This is a genomic window from Bacteriovorax sp. As-1 (genome assembly GCF_058446905.1).
In genome coordinates this window covers 1,217,185-1,235,614 of sequence record NZ_CP184341.1, presented here as the reverse complement: position 1 = coordinate 1,235,614, position 18,430 = coordinate 1,217,185, and the positions used below count along the sequence as shown (strand labels likewise).

Here is an 18,430-nt window from a genome sequence, read left to right as displayed (position 1 = left end):
TATGAAAAAAATCGTTTTGTTAGCGTCTGTTTTATTCTCATCGACATTACTTGCCAGCACTTCATGGAGTGATCTGGAGCTTTACGATCAATACAAATCAACTCAAGACATTGTGTTTGAAAATGGAGTGGTTCTACCCGCTGGTCAAACTTATGAACTACGTCAAATTGAACCGCTTACCATCCCAGGCTACCCAATGTTCTATCTTCAGTTTCACCAGATGAACTGTGTGAACGTAGATCAGATAGCAGATATGTCTCTTCTGGAAGTTAAGGGTGGAACAGTTCTGGGAATTGACCTGGAAGAAGGCTGCAATGTAGGAATGTACCTTGAAGTGAAGGATTACTACAAAGACAGCGCTTTCGAATAAGTTTTATTTTTGAATTTGGGCTTTCATTAATCGTGAAAGCTCAAATGTATCATCGCATCTGAAGTAATCATTTCCTACACCACGGCCGACCGGTTTTAATTTTTTCGTAATAATTCTGTGATCTTCTAAAATCTCTTCTGCAATGTGAACCTTCACCACCTCTCCGGTAATGATCATTCCGGCCCCGGGTTTATCGCCGTAGCTTAAGTGGTCGCGGTAAATGCATTCAAAATGAATTAAACATTCTTTAACTCTTTTTGTCTTAATTTTTTCTGAGTCAATAGGAGTGAGCCCAGAAAGAACAAATTCATCTTCTCCGTACGGAAGTTCAGTTGAAGTCATGTTGATTTTTTCAATGATCCCTTCGCTTGCAATATTAATAACGAATTCTTTTTCACGAAAAATGTTTCTGGGAGTGTCTTTCATCATACCTGTCGCCGAACGGATCATCGGACAGAAAGCAACTATCATTGGGCTAGCTGAGACTGCGGTAAAAAAAGAAAAAGGGGCAACATTGTTTGTTCCGTTTTCATTAAGAGTTGAAACAACAGCAATCGGACGCGGAAGAATAGAGCCAATTAAAAATTTATAATTGTCAGCAAATGCTCCACTTGTATCAAAAGACTTCATTGTCACGCGAAAACCCCGGTTATTTAAATAATCTTGATACAACTCTAACAAAGTTCTACCGAGATTTTAACACTCAATGTGTAAATCATTGTGTTTAAATTTTATTAATATCTTACAAGGATGTTTCGTTGTTAGACTTAGCGCTACCTTTAGTGACTCCTCCCTTCCAGGTCGCGGAAACGCTTTTTGGATTGGATTTTCTTGAAGAACTGGTGGGAATGGATTCCCAGACGAAGAATGTCGAAGGCGTTAATCGCGTTCAGAGAAAGATTGCTCTAAAACTTCAGGAATTGGGTTTTATGTGCAATTTCATTCCCAACCTTGAATTAGAGACAGGTGATTTACTCTACGCTGTTAAACCAGGTGAAACAAGTGAGCAAATCAGTTTTATTGGACACGCAGACACAGTGTGCTCTCCGGATCAGGATTTTTATTTCAAAATCCATTACGCTTCACAAACTTTGACCGGCCCAGGGATTGGCGATGACAAAGGAAGCATTGTCATGGCGCTTGAATCACTAAGAAGTTTTTTTGCCGCTCATCCCATTCATCATCACACTTATGCTTTTGTTTGCTCTCCTTGCGAAGAAACAGGATCAATTGGTTTTCACAACTTCTTTAAAGAAGTCGGAGAGAAATCAAAAGTGGTTTTTGGATTAGAGCCGGCGCTTTTTAACGGCTCTTTGATCTCATCAAGAAATGGAAACCGTTGGTACAATATCAACATCAAAGGTAAGGCAAGTCATGCAGGACGCTTTGGTGAGCCTTTCATCAATGCCGCTCATCACGCTTGTGAGTTTATTACAAAGATTCACCCTCTCAACGACATCGACAACAAAGTTAAAGTCAATGTCGGGACAATGAGGGGAGGAATGGACCGCTACAATGTGATCTGTGACTCTGTGGAAATCAAATTAGATGCGCGATTTCCAAGTTTGAAAGCTAGAGATGAGATCGATCAGGCAATTAGAGGTTTGATCGACAAATCTTCTGTGGAATGTTTCTACACCAAAGAGCAGTGCCAGACGACAATTGAGATTGTCGACGATTGCCCTCCTTTACCTCTGCGACCAGAGCACCATCCACTTCTCTTAAAATACGTTGATGTTATTGAAGAGATTGAAGGAGAAAGATGTGAGCTTGAGCACTCAGGTGGAGCTGCAGACATCAATTACTTTGCCAGACCTGGACTGATTTATCTCGATGGAGTGGGGCCTAAAACAAAAGGCATGCACACTAAAAATGAAGAAATGTGTTTAAAAAGTTTTTACTCTCGCCAATATGCTCTTACTAAAATGCTTACTCTCTTAGAGAAAGGAGATTTTTATGACAACTAGTTCTCAAATTGCTTGCATTCACTCAGGACACAAGCTGCACGATGAATGGATGTTGTATATTTCGCCACGTTTTTTAACCTACAGTCCAAAGCATCCTCTTTTTATCAAAACTCAAAATTACACACTCAAAACAGCTAACCATCTTTCAGAGCTGGTAGAGCTCTTTCGCATGAGACACCATATTTTTTTCAATGAGACAGGAATCACAGATGATCATAACCTGGATCTGGATGATTTTGACTCTCTTTGCGATCATCTGGTGATCCGTTCAAATCAAACGGGAGAAATTTGCGGAACTTACCGCATGCTTTCGAGTGCTCATACATCAAAGTTCTATTCACAAGGCGAATTCAACCTGGATGAATTTGTTAAATCTGAAGGCGTGAAACTGGAGTTAGGAAGAGCATGTATTCACCCGGAACACAGAAATGGAGCTGTGATTGATCTTCTTTGGAGAGGAATCGGTGAGTATGCAAGGCTTACGAATGCTAGTTACCTTTTTGGATGTAGCAGTGTGATGACTGTTTCTCCGGTCATGGCAAAGGCCATCGTGAAGACGATGAAAGCTAACAACATGACATCAGAAGAGTTTACAATTAAACCAACAGCTAAATATAAAATGAGCCTTTCTAAGGTGACTGGAGAAGATATCTTCGAAGAGAAGTTCATCATGAGTCAAATTCCTTCATTGCTTCGCAGTTATATCAATGCGGGAGCTAAAGTTTTTGGCCATCCGGCCCTGGATAAAGATTTTCAATGCATCGACTTTTTGACTATACTTAATCTCAAAGAACTAAATTCTTCTTATGAGAAGAGGTATTTTAAAAAGTCGGAAGGTTAATGGGTCTTGTGAGACTATTTATTCGAACACTCTTTTTTGTTGTTGCCCTGATAGGGTATTTTCTTGTCTCGTTTACTATTTTTGCTTTTGCCGGGTTTAGTTTTGAGCGTGCGAGGCCTTTTTTAACCAAAGTGATCTCGATGACCAGCCGAATTGGTTTAAAGATCTTTAATGTGAAAGTGAGAAAGAACTTCGCTCCTATTGATCCCGACGAAAACTACTTGATCGTTTCCAATCACCTCTCTTACCTCGATATTCTTATTATCAGCTCTTTTTTCCCGACATGCTTTGTGACTTCTAATGAAATGAAAGAAACACCATTTTTAGGGCAGCTTTGCATGCTTGGGGGATGTTTATTTGTTGAAAGAAGAAGCCGCTCTGGACTAACAGCGGAAGTAAAGGAATTAAGTAACGCACTTACGGATGGTCTTAATGTCGTGATCTTTCCTGAGGCCACAAGCACTAATGGCGAAGCGGTGATTCGTTTTAGAAGACCTCTTTTTCAGGCGGCAGTGAACTCCCACTCTAAAGTTCTTCCTGTATGCTTAAACTACCGCACATTAGATGGAGAAAAACTCACTCTACAAAATCGCGATAAAGTTTTTTGGTATGGCGACATGGCCTTCCTGGGACATGCTCTAAAACTTTTCACTCATAAAAACGTCGTGGCCGAACTGACGGTCATGAAAAGCCTGAATGCCAATGATTTTGAAAGCAAAAATGAATTGGCAGAGAAGTGTTATGAACTGGTGAGTGAAGAGTATCAAATCATCACTCACGCAGTTTAAGTTAGAACCAAGATTTCCAGTAATCTTTATTTTCGTTTTTTGAAAACCATTCTGATGGGATCAGTGGTCTTTTAGCATCAATCATTACCGCAAACTCGTCAGTGAAAGTTTTGCTCTCACTATTTTTAAAAGCTTTCGGATGTGGCCCGTGGTGAATCCCTTGTGGGTGGAAAGTTAATGCTCCTGCGTCGATATTGTCGCGTGAGAAGAAATTTCCCTGGTGATAGAACAATACTTCATCAAAGTCGATGTTTGAGTGGTAGAAAGGAACTTTAAGCACTCCGTGAGATGAATCTTCTAGTGGTCTTTCAACAAACGAGCACACGACAAAGTTTTTACAAACGAAAGTCGTATGGGCACTTGGTGGCATGTGATAGCGGTGACTCATCACCGGGCAGAAATCATAGATAGAAAGCTTAAACGGGTAAACTGACCCCTTCCATCCAGAAACGCACAGCGGGTTATAAGGGTAAGTCACAGTGGTGATTTTACCCAGGCGCTTGATTTCTACTTTATACTCTTTTTTATCTTGTTCACTGCCGTAAGCTGCAGTTGGAACAACGATCGCAGTTTGATCGTAAAGGGCATTTGGCCCAAGCATTCCGCGTTCTGGTTGTTCAAATTCCGAACGAGATTCAATTTTGAAGATCTTTGTTTCAGTTTTTAGGTAAAGCTTATAAGTGGTTCCACGTGGGATCACGATGTAGTCACCTTTAACATAATCAAGATGACCATATACAGTTTCAATCGTTCCTGTTCCATCATGGATGAAATACATCTCATCGAAGTCTGCACTTCGGTAGAAGTTTTTAAACGATTCCGTGTAGTGGCCAATATTTATGACGACATCATCATTTGAAAGAATAGTGATGAATTCGTTTTTGGCGGCATTGTTATACATTGGAGGTTGGCAGCGAGGCTTAAGGTCACCCTCGATATTGCTCCATCCGACCGGTGGTTTTTGGTGGTAGAGGTGAGAGACTCTTCCAAAGAACCCATCTCTTCCGTGTTCTTCTTCAAAATGACCTTCAGGCACCTTGACGTGAGCTTGTTTAGTATGAATTCCAGACGATTTAAAATTTTCCATAGCCCCCATTTTGACCCAAACCAAAGGCCCTCGTGAAGTAAAAAAGGTCTTATGAATCGCTCAAATACACTATTTTCAGCGAATAACCGACTTTTTTGCTCGGTGACATAAATCAAGATTTTTTTAAATTTTTAAATAGTTAACCGATTAAAGGTAAGGAAATCTTAAAAGGACATAAAGTTATGAAATTTAATTTCTCGCTTTCTACGAAGCTTTTTATCAACAATATTTTTTACGCCATTCCGATCTTGGTGTTGTTGTATTTGATGTTTAATTCATACGACAAAGATTTAGTGTTTGGCAGAAAAGAGCAAATGGGAAATGAGATTCAAAGAACAACGATGAATCTGATCAACCTTGTTGTAGAAAATAAGAAATACACTCCAGCGATGGAGCCTTTAATGGCAGACGTATTAAAGCAGTTCAATAAGTTTGAAAGTGATCTACTTTTAGATGATGGATCTCTTGCTGAAAGGAAGCGTGATCATATCAATAAAGCAGCTCTAACAAAAACGTTTGAAGATTTTAAAGCGAGTAAAGCTGAACCTTATAAAGTGTTAAAAGACCTTCGCGACTTAGTTGTGCACACAGGGGATACATCAAACCTGATTCTTGACCCTGATTTAGATTCATATTACTTGATGGACATTACCCTTTTAGCAGCACCTCAAATTGCAGATCGTTTTTATGAAGTTGAAGGACTACTGGCCGATTTCGCTGCTCATTCGAGTGTTCCAATGACAACAGAAGAGCAAGTTAAGATGGCCGTCTTTCTTTCAATGTTAAGGGAGTCAGACTGGGGACGTATTTATGCCGATGCTGGTACATCGATTAATGAAGATAAAAACTTTTATGGTGTAAACTCAAAACTGCAAAAAGAAGTTAAAGAGCAAGGTGATAAAGCTGATGCTCAATTTAAACAATATTTTGCCCTTTTAGAAGAAATCTCAAAAGGAAATAAAGCAAAGGCGATCGAAGCCCATGCGATGACTCTAAAAATGGTGGAGACGGCCCATGGCTTTTATCTTTTAACAAATGAAGTTTTAACTGAGCTGCTTTTAACGAGAGATGGCTCGATTGTTGATGGAAGAAATAAAGCGACATCAATTGGGATTGGATCGATTCTCATTGCCCTGATCGTTTCAGTTGCAACATCTAAAAACTTCAAAGAAGGCTCAAAGAGAATTTCAACGGCCCTAAGACAATTAACTGGTGCGGTGGCAATCAATGCTGACGCTAGTGAAAAGTTAACAGAGTCATCAAATAGTCTTTCATCAGTTTCTTCTCAGCAGGCCGCTGCTGTTCAGGAGACGGTGAGTTCTCTACATGAGATCAATGCCATGTCAGAGAAAAACTTTGAAAGTATTAAAATCTCTTCAATAAAATCGGAAAATGGAAAAAAGCAGGCGATCAATGGGAAAGAGTCCATTTATAAAATGGCCTCAACGATTAAAGAAATCGCTGAAAGTAACCAGGAATTTTTTAAAGAGATTAACTCAAGTAGTGAAGAGTTGAAAACTATTATTAAAATCATTTCAGATATCAGTGAAAGAACAAAAGTTATTAATGATATTGTTTTCCAGACAAGACTTCTGTCCTTTAACGCCTCAGTAGAAGCAGCAAGAGCGGGAGAGCACGGTAAAGGGTTTGCGGTTGTAGCTGAAGAAATCGGAAAACTTGCTTCGGTGAGCGGAGCTTCTGCTAAAGAAATTAATGATATTCTTTCTCTGGCCAATACACAGGTAGAGAGCATTATTACAAAAATGAGCTCACGTGTTGTGGAGCTTACGGCTAAAGCAAGTGCTCAACTTGACTCAGGTGAGCGCATCACTAAAGAGTGTGTGACTTCATTAAATGAAATCGTAGACAACATCACAGAGCTAAGCTCAATGATGAATGAAATCTCGATGGCCATCACTGAGCAGACAAAAGGATACTCAGAAATCACAAAAGCAATCGATCAGATCGACGAAGGTGTTCACCATGGTCTTGGGTTATCTCAAGAGACATCAGAACACGCACAAAAACTTAATGATCAGGTTGTTGAGCTTAAGAGAATTGTAGGAACGATTGAAAGAGAAGTTCTGGGAGTGGAACAAGCCGCTTAATAAAGCGACTTGTGTCCTACCTTATTGATTAATTTTCCAATTTGTTCAATTTCTAATTCGATAATGTCTCCGGGCTTGATCCACTGGTCAAGCTCGAGACCGCATCCTGTTCCGACTGTTCCCGAACCAAAAAAATCACCAGCTAAAATCCATTCATTGCGAGAGACGTGCTCGATCATTTGGGCCCATGTAAACTGAGCATCCCCAGAGCGTCCACGCGACCATTCCTTACCGTTGATTTTTGCCGTCATCAGAAGATCTGGTTCGGCCGTATCAAATTCATCAGCAGTTACAATCACTGGACCAATGACAGAGCAGAAATCTTTTGCTTTTGCCGGTCCTAATCTGACTGTCATTTCTTTTTTCTGAATATCACGGGCAGAAACGTCGTTGAGGATCGTAAAGCCAAAGATGTGTTTGTGTGCATCTTTTGCTTTGATGTTTTTTCCATCAAGACCAATAACCATTCCCAGTTCGAGCTCATAATCTAAAACATCAGTGTATGAAGGCCATAGGATATCTTTATCGGGCCCAATAAATCCAGCAGTCGCTCCTTTGTAATAGACAGGAAGCTCGTACCACGCAGGAGGAATCGGTTCATTTCTTTTTTTGAAACCAGTGGCCACGTGTTTCTCGTGCACGAAGAAGTCGCGATAAGTTTCAATTTTATCAAGGGGAGCGGTAAGAGATATACTCTTATCCATCTCAATTAAATATTTTGTTCCATCTTCCATGTTAAAGCAGCCGCATTTTTCTAAGAAAAGCATTAAACCCCAGGCTTCATGGAGAACTTCTCTTGGATTTTCTCTGGTGCGAAGAAGAGTGTTTAGAGAAGGTGGGCAGTGAACATTAGCACGTTCTCTGGCATTGAAGCGCCCTTCTCTTTCAAAGTCGCAAGCAAAAACAAAATTTGGATCAAGAATGACAGTGTCACTAACCAGGATTCCCAAACGTTTCTCAGTTCCTAATGAATGACGGTGTAAGTAAGTGACGACTCTCATTTTTTAGGTCTCCCGTAACGTTTGTTGTACTCAGGTAAAATGGCTTCCATGGCCTTAAAGAAATGGCTCATCTCTCTTTTTGTTCCAAGTGAAACGCGAACGTAGTCCGGCATTTCATTGGCCTTAAGTTGTCTGATAATAACTCCCTTATCAAGTAAGCTATCAAACATATAGCGTGAAGCTTCTTCGGAGCCAGTTTTAAAAGCAATAAAGTTTGCCACGGATTTAATTGGGTTAAATTCGTGCTTTGTTAAGAAGTCGAAAGTTTCCGCATATCTTCTTTGATTGTTCACAACTGTTCTTCTTAAATGTGGTTTGTCGTGAATAGCACCAGCTGCTCCCATTTGAGCAATAAGGCCTGGTTCAAAAGGAAGTTTAACTTTGTGAAGGTTGGCAATCAGGTCTTCATGGCCGAAACCATAGCCGATTCTGATTCCAGAAAGACCGTAAGCTTTAGAGAATGTTCTCAGTGTCAGAACATTGTCATAACGATAGTCCATTGAATTTGGATAATCTTCTTTACCAACAGCAAATTCAAAATAGGCTTCATCTAAAATAACCAGAACATGCTTTGGGACATACGACATAAGAATATCGAATTCCGTTTTAGTAATATAGGTTCCAGTTGGATTATTTGGGTTGCAGATATAAATGACTTTCGTTTTTTTAGTGATGCTTTTTCCGAGGGCAATAACATCAAAACGATAATCTTCCGTCAGAGGAACTGTTTTTAAAATCGCCCCAACGCTTCTAGCGATAATGCTAAACCCGATAAAACTATTCTGGCATGTCAGGACTTCCTGCCCAGGTTGAATGAAAGCGCGGGCAATATAGGCCATGATCCCTTCAGAACCATTTCCAAGAATAATGTTTTCGTGTTTAAGTTTATAAAGCTTTGAAAGAGAACTCTTAAGCATATAAGCATTCATATCTGGGTAGCGGTGCACGTCCCAAAGAGCATTGGTCATAGCTTTGATGGCAAAAGGAGAAGGACCAAGTGGATTTTCATTGCTGGCCAGCTTTGAAACACGGGTTAATCCCTTTTCACGAGTTAGTTCATCAATAGGTTTTCCTGCTTGATAAACAGTTAGGTTACGAACATAGTCAGGTACTAAGGTTTGGATTTGATCAGAAATTTCCGACATAACAATAATTCCATTAAAACGGTAGAATAGATGCTTATGAAGATACCAAGTTTCTCACATGGAGGCAAAAAATGAGTCAATTTGATCATTCACATCTTGCCTTCATGGAGGAAGGAATCCTGCTTTTTAACGCTCAGAAATATTGGGAGTGCCACGAGGAATTCGAGCACCATTGGTTGGAAGAGCCGGGACCACTTAGAAATGTGTATTGGGCAGTGATTCAGGTTGCGGCGGCGATGATTCATTACCGCGAAGGCAATCTTACTGGTGCGCGTGGCCTGATTTATAAAGCTAAACAAAAATTTGATCGCTGTGAGCAAAATCACATTGAAAGCGATCTTCTTTACAGTGAGCTTTCGTGGAAAGAGTTAAAACAGATGGTGCGGGCCGTGCCTGCGGAACCAGTCATTAGTGATTTTAAAAATCTTTTTGAGTTTCGTTTTAAGGACCCAAGTTTATGGACATGGAAATTAGAAAAATCTTAGTGAAGTTCCCAAGAACAGAAGTGGACGTGGTGAATTGCCTGCCATTTTTGGTGACCTTGAGTGAAGAGTTTCCCAAAGCGGAAATCAACGTGATCGTTGAAGAGGGCTGCTCATTAGCTCTTAACTTTATGCCGTTTAAACTCAAAATTTTTGAAAGACCAAAAACAAAATTAAGCATGGTGGAGACTCATCACTTTTGCGCCAACTTAGATGATATTTTCAATATTGATTTATTTTTTGATCTGGAGGGCACTCTTAACTCAGCTTTCATGGGTTTTAATTTTCGTTCAAAAGAGAGAGTGGGTTATGAAGTTAAGTGGAACAAGTACCTTCTGACAAAACGTTTCCCTGACCAGCCGATGATGCCGATTGAAAAGAAATCAATGAAACTTCTGGAGCTTTATCTCAATAAAAATTTAAGCGATGTTCGCATTGCTAAAAGCAAGGAAAGTGGCCAGCAGATCGACAACATTGAGCAACTCTTTAAAGAACCAGAGCCACCAAAGTTTATTATGGTGATGGTGGATAACTTCGCCAATGTTTCTAGACAGATTGAAATCTGGAAAAAGTTTTTTGACTCTTTTCATGGCCAGAGATTCGTTATCTGGAGCAAACAAGATGAAGGAATTATTTCTGATCTTTTTGCCAGTGTCGACCTAGGTCACAATGAACTTTTTATGCAAAGAGGGGCCAATACAAAAGAACTTCTTTATCTTTTTTCTAAAGTAAAAGGGGTCATCGTTAATGACGTGTGGGCAGAAGCGATTTGTAATTATATCGGAGTCGATGCCCTTTCGTTTTATGATAAAAAAGAAGGATGGCCTTCTTATGAGTATTTTAAATACCGCCCTCAGCGAGTGCTCTTTAATGCTGATGGGACGATTCAATACCATGTAATGGATGAAGTCAGAGAGATGAAAGAGATGAACCAGATGGTTGATCAAATTCACTTAAACTTCAAATTGTAGGAGAGAGTTTATGTTAAAGATTATTTTAGCGATTATTTCCCTGGTTTCAGGTGAAGTTTTTTCGGCCGAAGTCAAAGGGCGCTTGAGTGTAACACCAATTATCGGATTGGAGCGAGTGCAGAAGTTTCAACCTTCACCGCACATGAAAAGCCGTGCGATCTTTGGGGCGAGAGCGACTTATCGCTTTCCAATCTCCGCTCTGGAAGTAGAGTACACACACGCACAAGATGACAGCACAGATACGGCGACAAACACAACTTACAAAGATTCTGAAGATAAACTTCGTGTAGGTCTTCGCGGAAGTTTTACGATGTCGAGTTTCCTGACGTCTTATATCCGAGGAGGAGCGCAGGGAAGAAAAAACGAACAAACTAAAACGGTTAACGGGGGAACTTCAACGACGAGCACATCTTCAAAAGTTCAACCATACGTGGGGACAGGTGTGGAAGTAAGAGTGATGGAGTTTTTCTCACTGACTGCCGACTTGCTTGCGACTTACACTCCAACAGATGATCCAAATTTAAAAGACTACGAACTCCAGCCTTCAGTGGGGATCAATATCAGATTTTAAAAAGGAAAGGGCCTCATTACGAGGCCCTTTTTGACGTGTGTGGAGATTAAAAAAGGAATGACTTATCTGAGGTTGATAATGATTCTTTCGATGTCAATCATTCCCATTCTAACCGAGAGACTTAGTTCTGATAGTTTCGCAAAGTTCACAGAAGATAATCTTACTGTCTGTGCACCTGGGTAAAGTGTAGAGATGTTCCCGCAGTTTACAGTTGCGTATGGCCCTGAAACTTGCTGACATAGTTTTAATCTTGCACCGTAGTCACTGTTTCTTAAAACAACTTCTACTGAATCAACAACTCGGTCTAAGTGTCTTTGATCAATTCTCATTAGAGCTGTCAGGTTCACTCCGCTTGTATCGTATAATCTTTGGTTGATCACTTGCTCGATTCTTCTTTCAAGAACTGGACCTGGGTTAACCACTCCACCTCTGTCGAATTCAAGGCTCACTTCTTCAACAACAATGTTTCCTCTGAAGTACAGTCTTAGCCCTTGGATTTCTCTTCCGATTCTTTGACCGCCAACTTCAAATGAAAGTCTTGTTGAACTCATACCAATTGATTGAGCGACTCCACTGTTTTGGTCGTTTAGTAGAAGTTGAGCTTGTGCGCTTCCTCTTTGTGACCTAGCTAAAACAGTCACTCTTCTTAAAGCCTGGCCTTGTCTTTCTGCGGCAAGGTTAAACATTCTAAAGAGCTGCAACCCACCTTCAGTTTGGATTTGTTCATTAAGCTGTTGTCTGACCACTTCAACTTGCGGCTGAGATGGAGTCCCTGGGCCAGGGTAGCCAGGACCATTATTCTGAAGGAGATTAAAGACAACTTTTTCAACATAAAATCTTCCTCTCATTTCCAGTTCAAGATTTCTAAGAGATTGGCCAAGCGTATTGGCAAATGGATCAACTCTTAGTGTGTAGTCTGCCATTTGACGAGCGACTCTTTGTGGCTGCTCTAGTGACTGACCATTTGAAAGCAGTCTCATTTCACCGTTACCAGCTTCGGTTGAAGCGGTGATAGTGATAGCTCTGATTTGCTTTCCTTGAAGCTGTGAGCGGATATAGTAATCCTGGATTAAATCTAATCGCGATTGAGATTGGAAATACTGACGAACTTGAAGTTCAACGTCGCGGACTCTGCTTGCGCTCTCGTTACCCCAAGGGTCTCTAGGGTCTGTTGGTCTTGTGTCCCATGGGTCTCTACCTTGATCGCGACCTGGATCACGTCCTGGGTTTGAGCCTGGGCCCCATCCGATGTTGTCTGCAGCTTGAAGTGTTGTAGCGAGAACGAGTAGTGACGATAGCATCAGCTTTTTAAGATTCATTTTTCCCCCTCAGAAAAAACCGGGAACCCGGCAAAGACTGTAGAGCAAGCCTAATGCCAACTAAATTGCTCAAATTTGGAATCTCTTTGACACTTTTACTAGGGTATTTGCTGTAGCTGGTGTCTTTTTGGCCTGTTGGAGTAGGACCATTACACCAGCTTCATGATTTTATAGAGAGCGGATTAAGTCTTGGATGTACTTCTTAGCGTCAGCGCCTTTGTACAATTTCATTTTTTCTGAACCAGGAGTCACTTCATAAACTCCAGAAACATTCTTAACGTCTGAAGTAAGAAGATAAGTCACGATGTTAGCGTAAGCTTCTGGCTGATCGCTTGAAACTACATGTCCTGAATCTTTAACTAAAAAAGCAAGAGCATTTGGTGTTGAATCCATCGCTTTCAAGAAAAGTTGTAATTGGTCTTTGAGTAATGTTTCAGAATCGTCTTTAGCAAAGATAAACACACGTCTCGTGTCTGCAGATGTTTTCTTTAGATCCCAGACGAATCCTTCAGCTGCGCGGCTGGCAACAGTGTAACCTTCAACCATATCGTCTTTTCTGTTTTTATCCAGATCAAATGTTGTGATCATATTATCGACTTGAGGACGCCATTGTTGATAGTAGCTTTGATCCAGCATTGAGCGAGTGATTCCTGGCCCAAAGATAGGATTGAAAATTTCTCCAGATCTTAAATACGCTCTGTAGGCTTCCAGTTCCGGGTTAACTGCCGCTGAAGCGGTCATTGGAACAGCATCAATGATGAAGGGGAAGTTTGGAAGAGTTGAAGAAACAGCAGAGCTGAATGAAATTGAAATCGGGACAATCGTTTTTACTTTAAAGTTCTTTTGCAGTTCATTTGAAAGAGCTGCCACTTCAGCGTGGTAGCTTTCTAATGTGTACGTTGAATTTCTAAAATCAGGCTTAACACCTTTATCAAGTTGAGACACAGAGATTGGCTGTGTACTGAAATTCATTGTGACAATTCCAAATCCTTTTTCAGCAAGATTCTCCAGTGCTTCATCACTTGAAAGAAGTCCGCGGTTTACACCTGGAAGAAAAAGAAGAGTGGGAAGTTTTGCATTTTTAGCTTTGGTGAATTCAAATGAAACAACTCGGTTTGCTCCCATCTTGAGAATATAGCTTTCAGCATTGGCGTAAGCCTGGTTTGCAAAAGCAAGAGTCAGAAAAAGGGCACTAAACACTTGTTTAATTTTCATAAAATCCCGTTATTAAGGTAAGTCGATGGCCTTCGGGTGTATCATTATTATTTTGGAATGATTATGTATAGCCATAAAAATTACATTCTTATTGTGGCTGGCTTTAGGCCACGTGACTTGGGAGCGGAGTGTAAAAAGGTGGTAGAAGCAGATTTCCTCGACTTCTTAGATTCATTAAAATAAGATCGCGCCCGCACCATTTTAAGAGGTTTTCGGGAGACTGTTTTGAAGACAAGAATCGCGATTTTACTAACATTACTCGCATCACTAGTTAGCACAGCGTACGCCATCGACTATAAAGAAGGCAGCTACGTTGGCATCTATGGCGTGAGAAACTATAAAGTCTATCTTCCAAAAGGACTTCCTATAAACGAAAAGGCACCTGTCGTTGTTATGCTTCACGGATGCGAGCAAAATGCCGCTATCTTTGCTGAAGGAACTCGCATCACTGAATGGGCCGACAAAGAAAAATTTATCGTTCTTCTTCCTGAACAAAATCCAACTTATAACTCATACAAATGCTGGAACTGGGTTCTTCCTGCAAACAATAGCCGTTACGGTGAACCGCAAGTTATTGTAGAAATGCTGGATGAAGTGTTAAGAAAATATAACGGTGATAAAAACCGTGTGTATGCTGCTGGAATGAGTTCTGGTGCTTCAATGGTTAACATTCTTGGAAACTGTTTTCCAGATCGTTTCAAGGCCTTAGCTTCTCACGATGGAACTCAATACTACGCTACGACTACTGGATTAGATTTTGCAGATGTTGTTCTTTATGGAGCTTCAGTTGCAGCACCTCTTGCCGCAGAAACAGGGTATGCATGTTCAGCAGGGCACCATCCTTCCAAGATGCCGATCATTATCTTCCACGGAATGGCGAGCCCGCTGATGAGCCCGGCACACGCTTTTCAAATTGAATCTGAATTTAAAATTTTCAACGACCTTCTTGATAATGGAACTCGCGACACTTCTTATTTCTTAGAAAAAGACGTGAAGTTCGTGGCTGGAAAAAATGGCAAGTATGGGTACAACAAGTACACGCTAGTTAATCCAAGTAAAGATGTACTTATAGAACGTTACATGATCAATGACCTTGGGCATGCTTGGAGTGGTGGAGTTGCAGGGATGGCCTACTTTGATCCAAAAGGACCAGATGCAACAGCACTTATTTTAGACTTCTTTAAAAGATATGGACTCTAAGAAAAGGCCCTCCCTGCGAGGGCCTTTTTATTTCAGACAGCACTCTCTATAAATTGATGTTTGGCGTAGTTTTTTTTCCTTTAGACATGTATTTCCTAGCTTAAAATTAGTTGATAGTGTTTTATAAACTTATTTTATATTTATGATTACTGTCACAAGGCACTTATGAAAAAATTCTCATTTTTGGTTCTGTCACTGGTATTTTCGGCACCTCTTCAGGCTGAAGCCTTGGGAACTTTGACGGTTGGTTTTGGAATGAATAAACCCCCTTACGTTTTTGAAAAGGAGGACTCAGGACTTGAGGTGGAGATTTTTCGTGAGGCCGCTCGTGCTGCAGGATATGAAGTAAAATCTTTTTTTGGCCCGATGGAAAGACTCAAGTCTAAAATACTAAACGGTGAATTGGATGCGATTACTAACACGAATGTAAGTGAGAAACTTCCTCTTTATAATTCCTTGCCATTTATTACCTATCAAAACTATGCAATTGCTTTAAAAAAGAAAAACCTGCAGATAAAAACAATCTCTGATTTAAAAAAATACTCTGTGACAAGTTTTCAGCGCTCTCGTGATTTGCTTGGAGCAGAGTTTGCAACTATGGCCAGTAGTAATTCTACTTACCGAGAGTTCGCTGACCAAAAACTTAGAAATATTCAATTGTATAAAGAAAGAGCAGATGTTGCAATTGCTGACATCAGAATCTTTAACTATTTTAATACACAGCTGGACGCTACTGTTGATAGCTCACAGCCGATAGTTTTATATAAACTCTTTAAAGAAAATCATTACCAGGCAGCCTTTCGTTCAGAAGATGTGATGAAAAAATTCAATGAAGGACTCTTGATCATTAGAAAAAACGGCACTTACGATAGAATTGAAAATAAGTATAGCAATTATAAAAAGCACAAGGAGAATCCAAATAAAAAAATTCTGGATTCGCACATTGTAAATAAAGCTTTTATTGCAAAAGCCTTCTAAGTTTTATTTGACTTAAGCTGCAAGGGAAATAGTTCCCTTGCAAGCGAATTCAATGTTTAAAATTTTTTCTAAATGAAGCAATACTGTCAGACTGTTTTCTTCTTTTGCTATTCCAAGAATATGTTCTGAAACAGCGGTAATTTCACTATCGTTTGCAGTATCAATATTTTCTCTTTTAAAAGTCATGACGGAATCAATTGAGTCTACTATGATTGCGACAGAGTTAGGCGTATTATCTAAAATAATGATAGCAAGCTGGTCATTACTTTTATTGGTCGTGACTCCTAATTTTATTCTCAAGTCTATTACAGGTATAACCTTCCCTCTAAGATTCATCAGGCCTTTAAAATAATTAGGACTCTTGGGTACTGGTGTAACTTTAATGTTTCCAATGACTTCTTTTATTTGAAGAAGGGGAATACCAAATCTTTCGTCATTAAGTCGGAAGCAAATATATCTACTATCAAGTCCACTGCTCTCATCGATACTATTCATCTTGACCTCCTGATTAAACTTCTGAAAATCTTCTGTCGTCGGATGATGGAAAAAGAGACTCTGTCTTATTTGAAGCTAATGTTCCAGATGGTATTCTTTTTGAAAGAGTTAAAACTTTTGCGATCTTGTTTGTTTCGGAGTGAAGATTTTCATTGTTATTTTTTGAAGTTTTGCCATCTTTGTTACCTTCAACAATTTTAACTAAGTCATAAACTAAATTATCAAGTGATAAAGCTTGTTGAGAAAGGTTGGAAGCGGCATTAGAAGACTCTGAAGAGCTTGTTGCATTTTCCTGAGTGACTTGATCAAGCTGAGAAATCGCTTTTGTGACTTCTTGTACGCCTAGAGATTGCTCCTGGCATGCCGTTGAAATTTCCGTAATCGCATTTGAAACATTAGCGACAGACTTAACAATTTCATCAAGCATGATACCACATTCACCAGCAACTCTTGTACCTTCTTCGATACTGATTTTCCCTTCAGATATCAATCTGCCAATTTTATCTTGAGAGTTTTTAACAATAGATTCAACTCGTGAAATACTGGTTTCAAGCATGCTCGAAATTTCTACGGCCGCTGTACCACTCATGGCTGCAAGGTTACCAACTTCTTGTGCAACAACGGCAAAACCTTTTCCATTTTCACCCGCTCTTGCAGCTTCGACTGAAGCATTAAAAGACAATAACTTTGTTTGAAAAACGATGTCGTTGATAACTTTAGTTTTATTTCCTATTTCACTAATAAGTTTTACGATATCTTCAATCTCTTTATTGTTCTGATTAATTTGTTCCATAATGTTATTATTGCTTACATTGATTTGTGAAATCGCTTTGATAACTTCCTGTACTACTTCTTTACCTTTTTCTGCTGTTTCAAGGCATTTTCCTGAAGCAATAGTGGAATCTTTGGCATTTGCAGTACTTGCAACAACCATGGATTTGATTTCTTCAATTGAAGATGAAGTCTCCTGAAGAGAAGCTGCTTGTTCAGTAGTTGCCTGTGCCAACTGTTCAGAAGAAGTTGCTATTTGTTGAGAAGAATTTGAAAGGTCATTAGAGCTTCTTTGAAGATTTGAAACAACTGCATTGATAGAAGAGGATAGTTTTGAAGCAAATAGAATTCCTGAAATTAAACTAATTGCAATCGCTGCGAGTGTGAGAAGAATGATGATAGTGTTTGTCGTTGTCATTATGTTTTTAGATTCTTCGGTATAATGTTTCAAATTTTCATTGTGGTATTTAATAAGTTTTTCGAGAGAGACAGTGTAGGTCTTTGCAGCCTGAGGGCAGTCTTCCAGGAAGATTTTCATCATGGCCTTACGGCTTTCAGGTGTTCCTGTTTTGTATAATGAAATAGCTTTTTCCCCAATCGCTTTGAAGTGTAGCCAGTTGTTATTGAGTTCATCATCTAATTCTTTTTCGCCGGCAAGTGAGGGGGTGGCATAATATTTTTCTCTAATGTCTTCGTAACGAGAGATCGCCTTTAGTGTGTCTTCAATTGCTTCTTTTGATTGCTCAGCAGTTAATCCTTCTAGTCCAAGAGTTCTGACAGTGATCCTTACTCTTCTGTATTCTAGTGCCATTGAGTTGATGTAGGATAAGTTTGGAACAACAATATCTGTTACTTGAGAGTTTGATTCGTTTACTTTTTCCATTCCTCTATAAGCAAATGCTCCTACTAGTGCGGTGAAAAGGGTTAAGGAAGTACAAAGAAGGATTAACTTTGCCTTTAAGCTTAATTTGTTTATCATGATCTATTCCTCCATTTATTGTTTCTTAACAATTCGTCGGATAATTCTTAAGATTCTTTAGTTTGCTTAGAATAATGCATAAAGGAATAGAATTTTTAAAATTTATATTTTTAAGTAAAATTAATAAGTTACTATTTTTTAA

18 protein-coding genes are annotated in these 18,430 nt (G+C 39.6%); 10 read left to right on the top strand and 8 right to left on the bottom strand.

Annotated features, from left to right (window positions below; genetic code table 11):
- Position 1: 1 nt before the first annotated feature.
- The gene (locus ACN20O_RS06300; protein ID WP_491638270.1) at positions 2 to 370 is read left to right on the top strand and encodes a hypothetical protein; all 369 of its coding nucleotides are present in this window, start codon (positions 2 to 4) and stop codon (positions 368 to 370) included.
- Positions 371 to 373: 3 nt separating this feature from the next.
- Here ACN20O_RS06300 and ACN20O_RS06295 read toward each other — a convergent pair whose 3' ends face one another.
- The gene (locus tag ACN20O_RS06295) at positions 374 to 1,000 is read right to left on the bottom strand and encodes a flavin reductase family protein (RefSeq protein ID WP_491638268.1); all 627 of its coding nucleotides are present in this window, start codon (positions 998 to 1,000) and stop codon (positions 374 to 376) included.
- Positions 1,001 to 1,128: 128 nt separating this feature from the next.
- Here ACN20O_RS06295 and ACN20O_RS06290 point away from each other — a divergent pair, with 128 nt between their 5' ends.
- The 3 genes from ACN20O_RS06290 to ACN20O_RS06280 are packed head-to-tail and all read left to right on the top strand — an operon-like array spanning position 1,129 to position 3,966.
- On the top strand, positions 1,129 to 2,337 hold the full coding sequence (locus ACN20O_RS06290) for a M20/M25/M40 family metallo-hydrolase (RefSeq protein WP_491638266.1): 1,209 nt from the start codon (positions 1,129 to 1,131) through the stop codon (positions 2,335 to 2,337).
- A complete protein-coding gene (locus ACN20O_RS06285) occupies positions 2,327 to 3,178 on the top strand; it encodes a GNAT family N-acetyltransferase (RefSeq protein ID WP_491638264.1) in 852 nt (283 codons plus the stop codon). The genes ACN20O_RS06290 and ACN20O_RS06285 overlap by 11 nt, the downstream gene beginning before the upstream one ends.
- A gap of 8 nt (positions 3,179 to 3,186) precedes the next feature.
- On the top strand, positions 3,187 to 3,966 hold the full coding sequence (locus ACN20O_RS06280; RefSeq protein ID WP_491638262.1) for a lysophospholipid acyltransferase family protein: 780 nt from the start codon (positions 3,187 to 3,189) through the stop codon (positions 3,964 to 3,966).
- Between the two features lies 1 nt (position 3,967).
- On the opposite strand, the gene ACN20O_RS06275 is transcribed toward ACN20O_RS06280, so the two are convergent.
- Positions 3,968 to 5,053, bottom strand: a complete 1,086-nt coding sequence (locus ACN20O_RS06275; RefSeq protein ID WP_491638260.1) for a homogentisate 1,2-dioxygenase — start codon at positions 5,051 to 5,053, stop codon at positions 3,968 to 3,970.
- Positions 5,054 to 5,235: 182 nt separating this feature from the next.
- On the opposite strand from ACN20O_RS06275, the gene ACN20O_RS06270 reads away from it, so the two are divergent.
- Positions 5,236 to 7,161, top strand: a complete 1,926-nt coding sequence (locus ACN20O_RS06270; RefSeq protein WP_491638258.1) for a methyl-accepting chemotaxis protein — start codon at positions 5,236 to 5,238, stop codon at positions 7,159 to 7,161.
- Here ACN20O_RS06270 and ACN20O_RS06265 read toward each other — a convergent pair.
- Both ACN20O_RS06265 and hisC read right to left on the bottom strand, forming a co-directional pair.
- The gene (locus ACN20O_RS06265; protein WP_491638256.1) at positions 7,158 to 8,162 is read right to left on the bottom strand and encodes a fumarylacetoacetate hydrolase family protein; all 1,005 of its coding nucleotides are present in this window, start codon (positions 8,160 to 8,162) and stop codon (positions 7,158 to 7,160) included. The genes ACN20O_RS06270 and ACN20O_RS06265 overlap by 4 nt on opposite strands.
- Positions 8,159 to 9,307, bottom strand: coding sequence for a histidinol-phosphate transaminase (gene hisC / locus ACN20O_RS06260; protein WP_491638254.1), 1,149 nt, complete (start codon positions 9,305 to 9,307; stop codon positions 8,159 to 8,161). Before hisC ends, ACN20O_RS06265 begins: the two co-directional genes overlap by 4 nt.
- Before the next feature lie 71 nt (positions 9,308 to 9,378).
- On the opposite strand from hisC, the gene ACN20O_RS06255 reads away from it, so the two are divergent.
- The 3 genes from ACN20O_RS06255 to ACN20O_RS06245 are packed head-to-tail and all read left to right on the top strand — an operon-like array spanning position 9,379 to position 11,331.
- A complete protein-coding gene (locus ACN20O_RS06255) occupies positions 9,379 to 9,792 on the top strand; it encodes a DUF309 domain-containing protein (RefSeq protein WP_491638252.1) in 414 nt (137 codons plus the stop codon).
- Entirely contained in the window at positions 9,765 to 10,760 is a 996-nt protein-coding gene (locus ACN20O_RS06250; protein WP_491638250.1) for a glycosyltransferase family 9 protein, read from the top strand. Before ACN20O_RS06255 ends, ACN20O_RS06250 begins: the two co-directional genes overlap by 28 nt.
- Before the next feature lie 10 nt (positions 10,761 to 10,770).
- Positions 10,771 to 11,331 carry an outer membrane beta-barrel protein gene (locus ACN20O_RS06245; RefSeq protein WP_491638248.1) on the top strand — a complete coding sequence of 187 codons (561 nt, stop codon included), beginning with the start codon at positions 10,771 to 10,773 and terminating at the stop codon, positions 11,329 to 11,331.
- A 62-nt stretch (positions 11,332 to 11,393) separates the two neighbouring features.
- On the opposite strand, the gene ACN20O_RS06240 is transcribed toward ACN20O_RS06245, so the two are convergent.
- Together ACN20O_RS06240 and ACN20O_RS06235 are read right to left on the bottom strand one after the other, a co-directional pair.
- Complete coding sequence (locus tag ACN20O_RS06240; protein ID WP_491638246.1) at positions 11,394 to 12,650, bottom strand: hypothetical protein; 1,257 nt, start codon at positions 12,648 to 12,650, stop codon at positions 11,394 to 11,396.
- 168 nt (positions 12,651 to 12,818) lie between these two features.
- Positions 12,819 to 13,865 (bottom strand): hypothetical protein, encoded by a 1,047-nt coding sequence (locus tag ACN20O_RS06235; protein ID WP_491638244.1) that lies wholly within the window; start codon positions 13,863 to 13,865, stop codon positions 12,819 to 12,821.
- Positions 13,866 to 14,090: 225 nt separating this feature from the next.
- Here ACN20O_RS06235 and ACN20O_RS06230 point away from each other — a divergent pair, with 225 nt between their 5' ends.
- Both ACN20O_RS06230 and ACN20O_RS06225 read left to right on the top strand, forming a co-directional pair.
- Positions 14,091 to 15,065, top strand: coding sequence for an extracellular catalytic domain type 1 short-chain-length polyhydroxyalkanoate depolymerase (locus ACN20O_RS06230; protein WP_491638242.1), 975 nt, complete (start codon positions 14,091 to 14,093; stop codon positions 15,063 to 15,065).
- Positions 15,066 to 15,230: 165 nt separating this feature from the next.
- Positions 15,231 to 16,043 carry a substrate-binding periplasmic protein gene (locus tag ACN20O_RS06225; protein WP_491638240.1) on the top strand — a complete coding sequence of 271 codons (813 nt, stop codon included), beginning with the start codon at positions 15,231 to 15,233 and terminating at the stop codon, positions 16,041 to 16,043.
- Between the two features lie 12 nt (positions 16,044 to 16,055).
- Here the strand turns inward: ACN20O_RS06225 and ACN20O_RS06220 are convergent, their stop codons facing one another.
- Positions 16,056 to 16,538 (bottom strand): chemotaxis protein CheW, encoded by a 483-nt coding sequence (locus ACN20O_RS06220; protein ID WP_491638238.1) that lies wholly within the window; start codon positions 16,536 to 16,538, stop codon positions 16,056 to 16,058.
- Positions 16,539 to 16,551: 13 nt separating this feature from the next.
- On the bottom strand, positions 16,552 to 18,288 hold the full coding sequence (locus tag ACN20O_RS06215) for a HAMP domain-containing methyl-accepting chemotaxis protein (protein ID WP_491638237.1): 1,737 nt from the start codon (positions 18,286 to 18,288) through the stop codon (positions 16,552 to 16,554).
- Positions 18,289 to 18,430 lie beyond the last annotated feature (142 nt).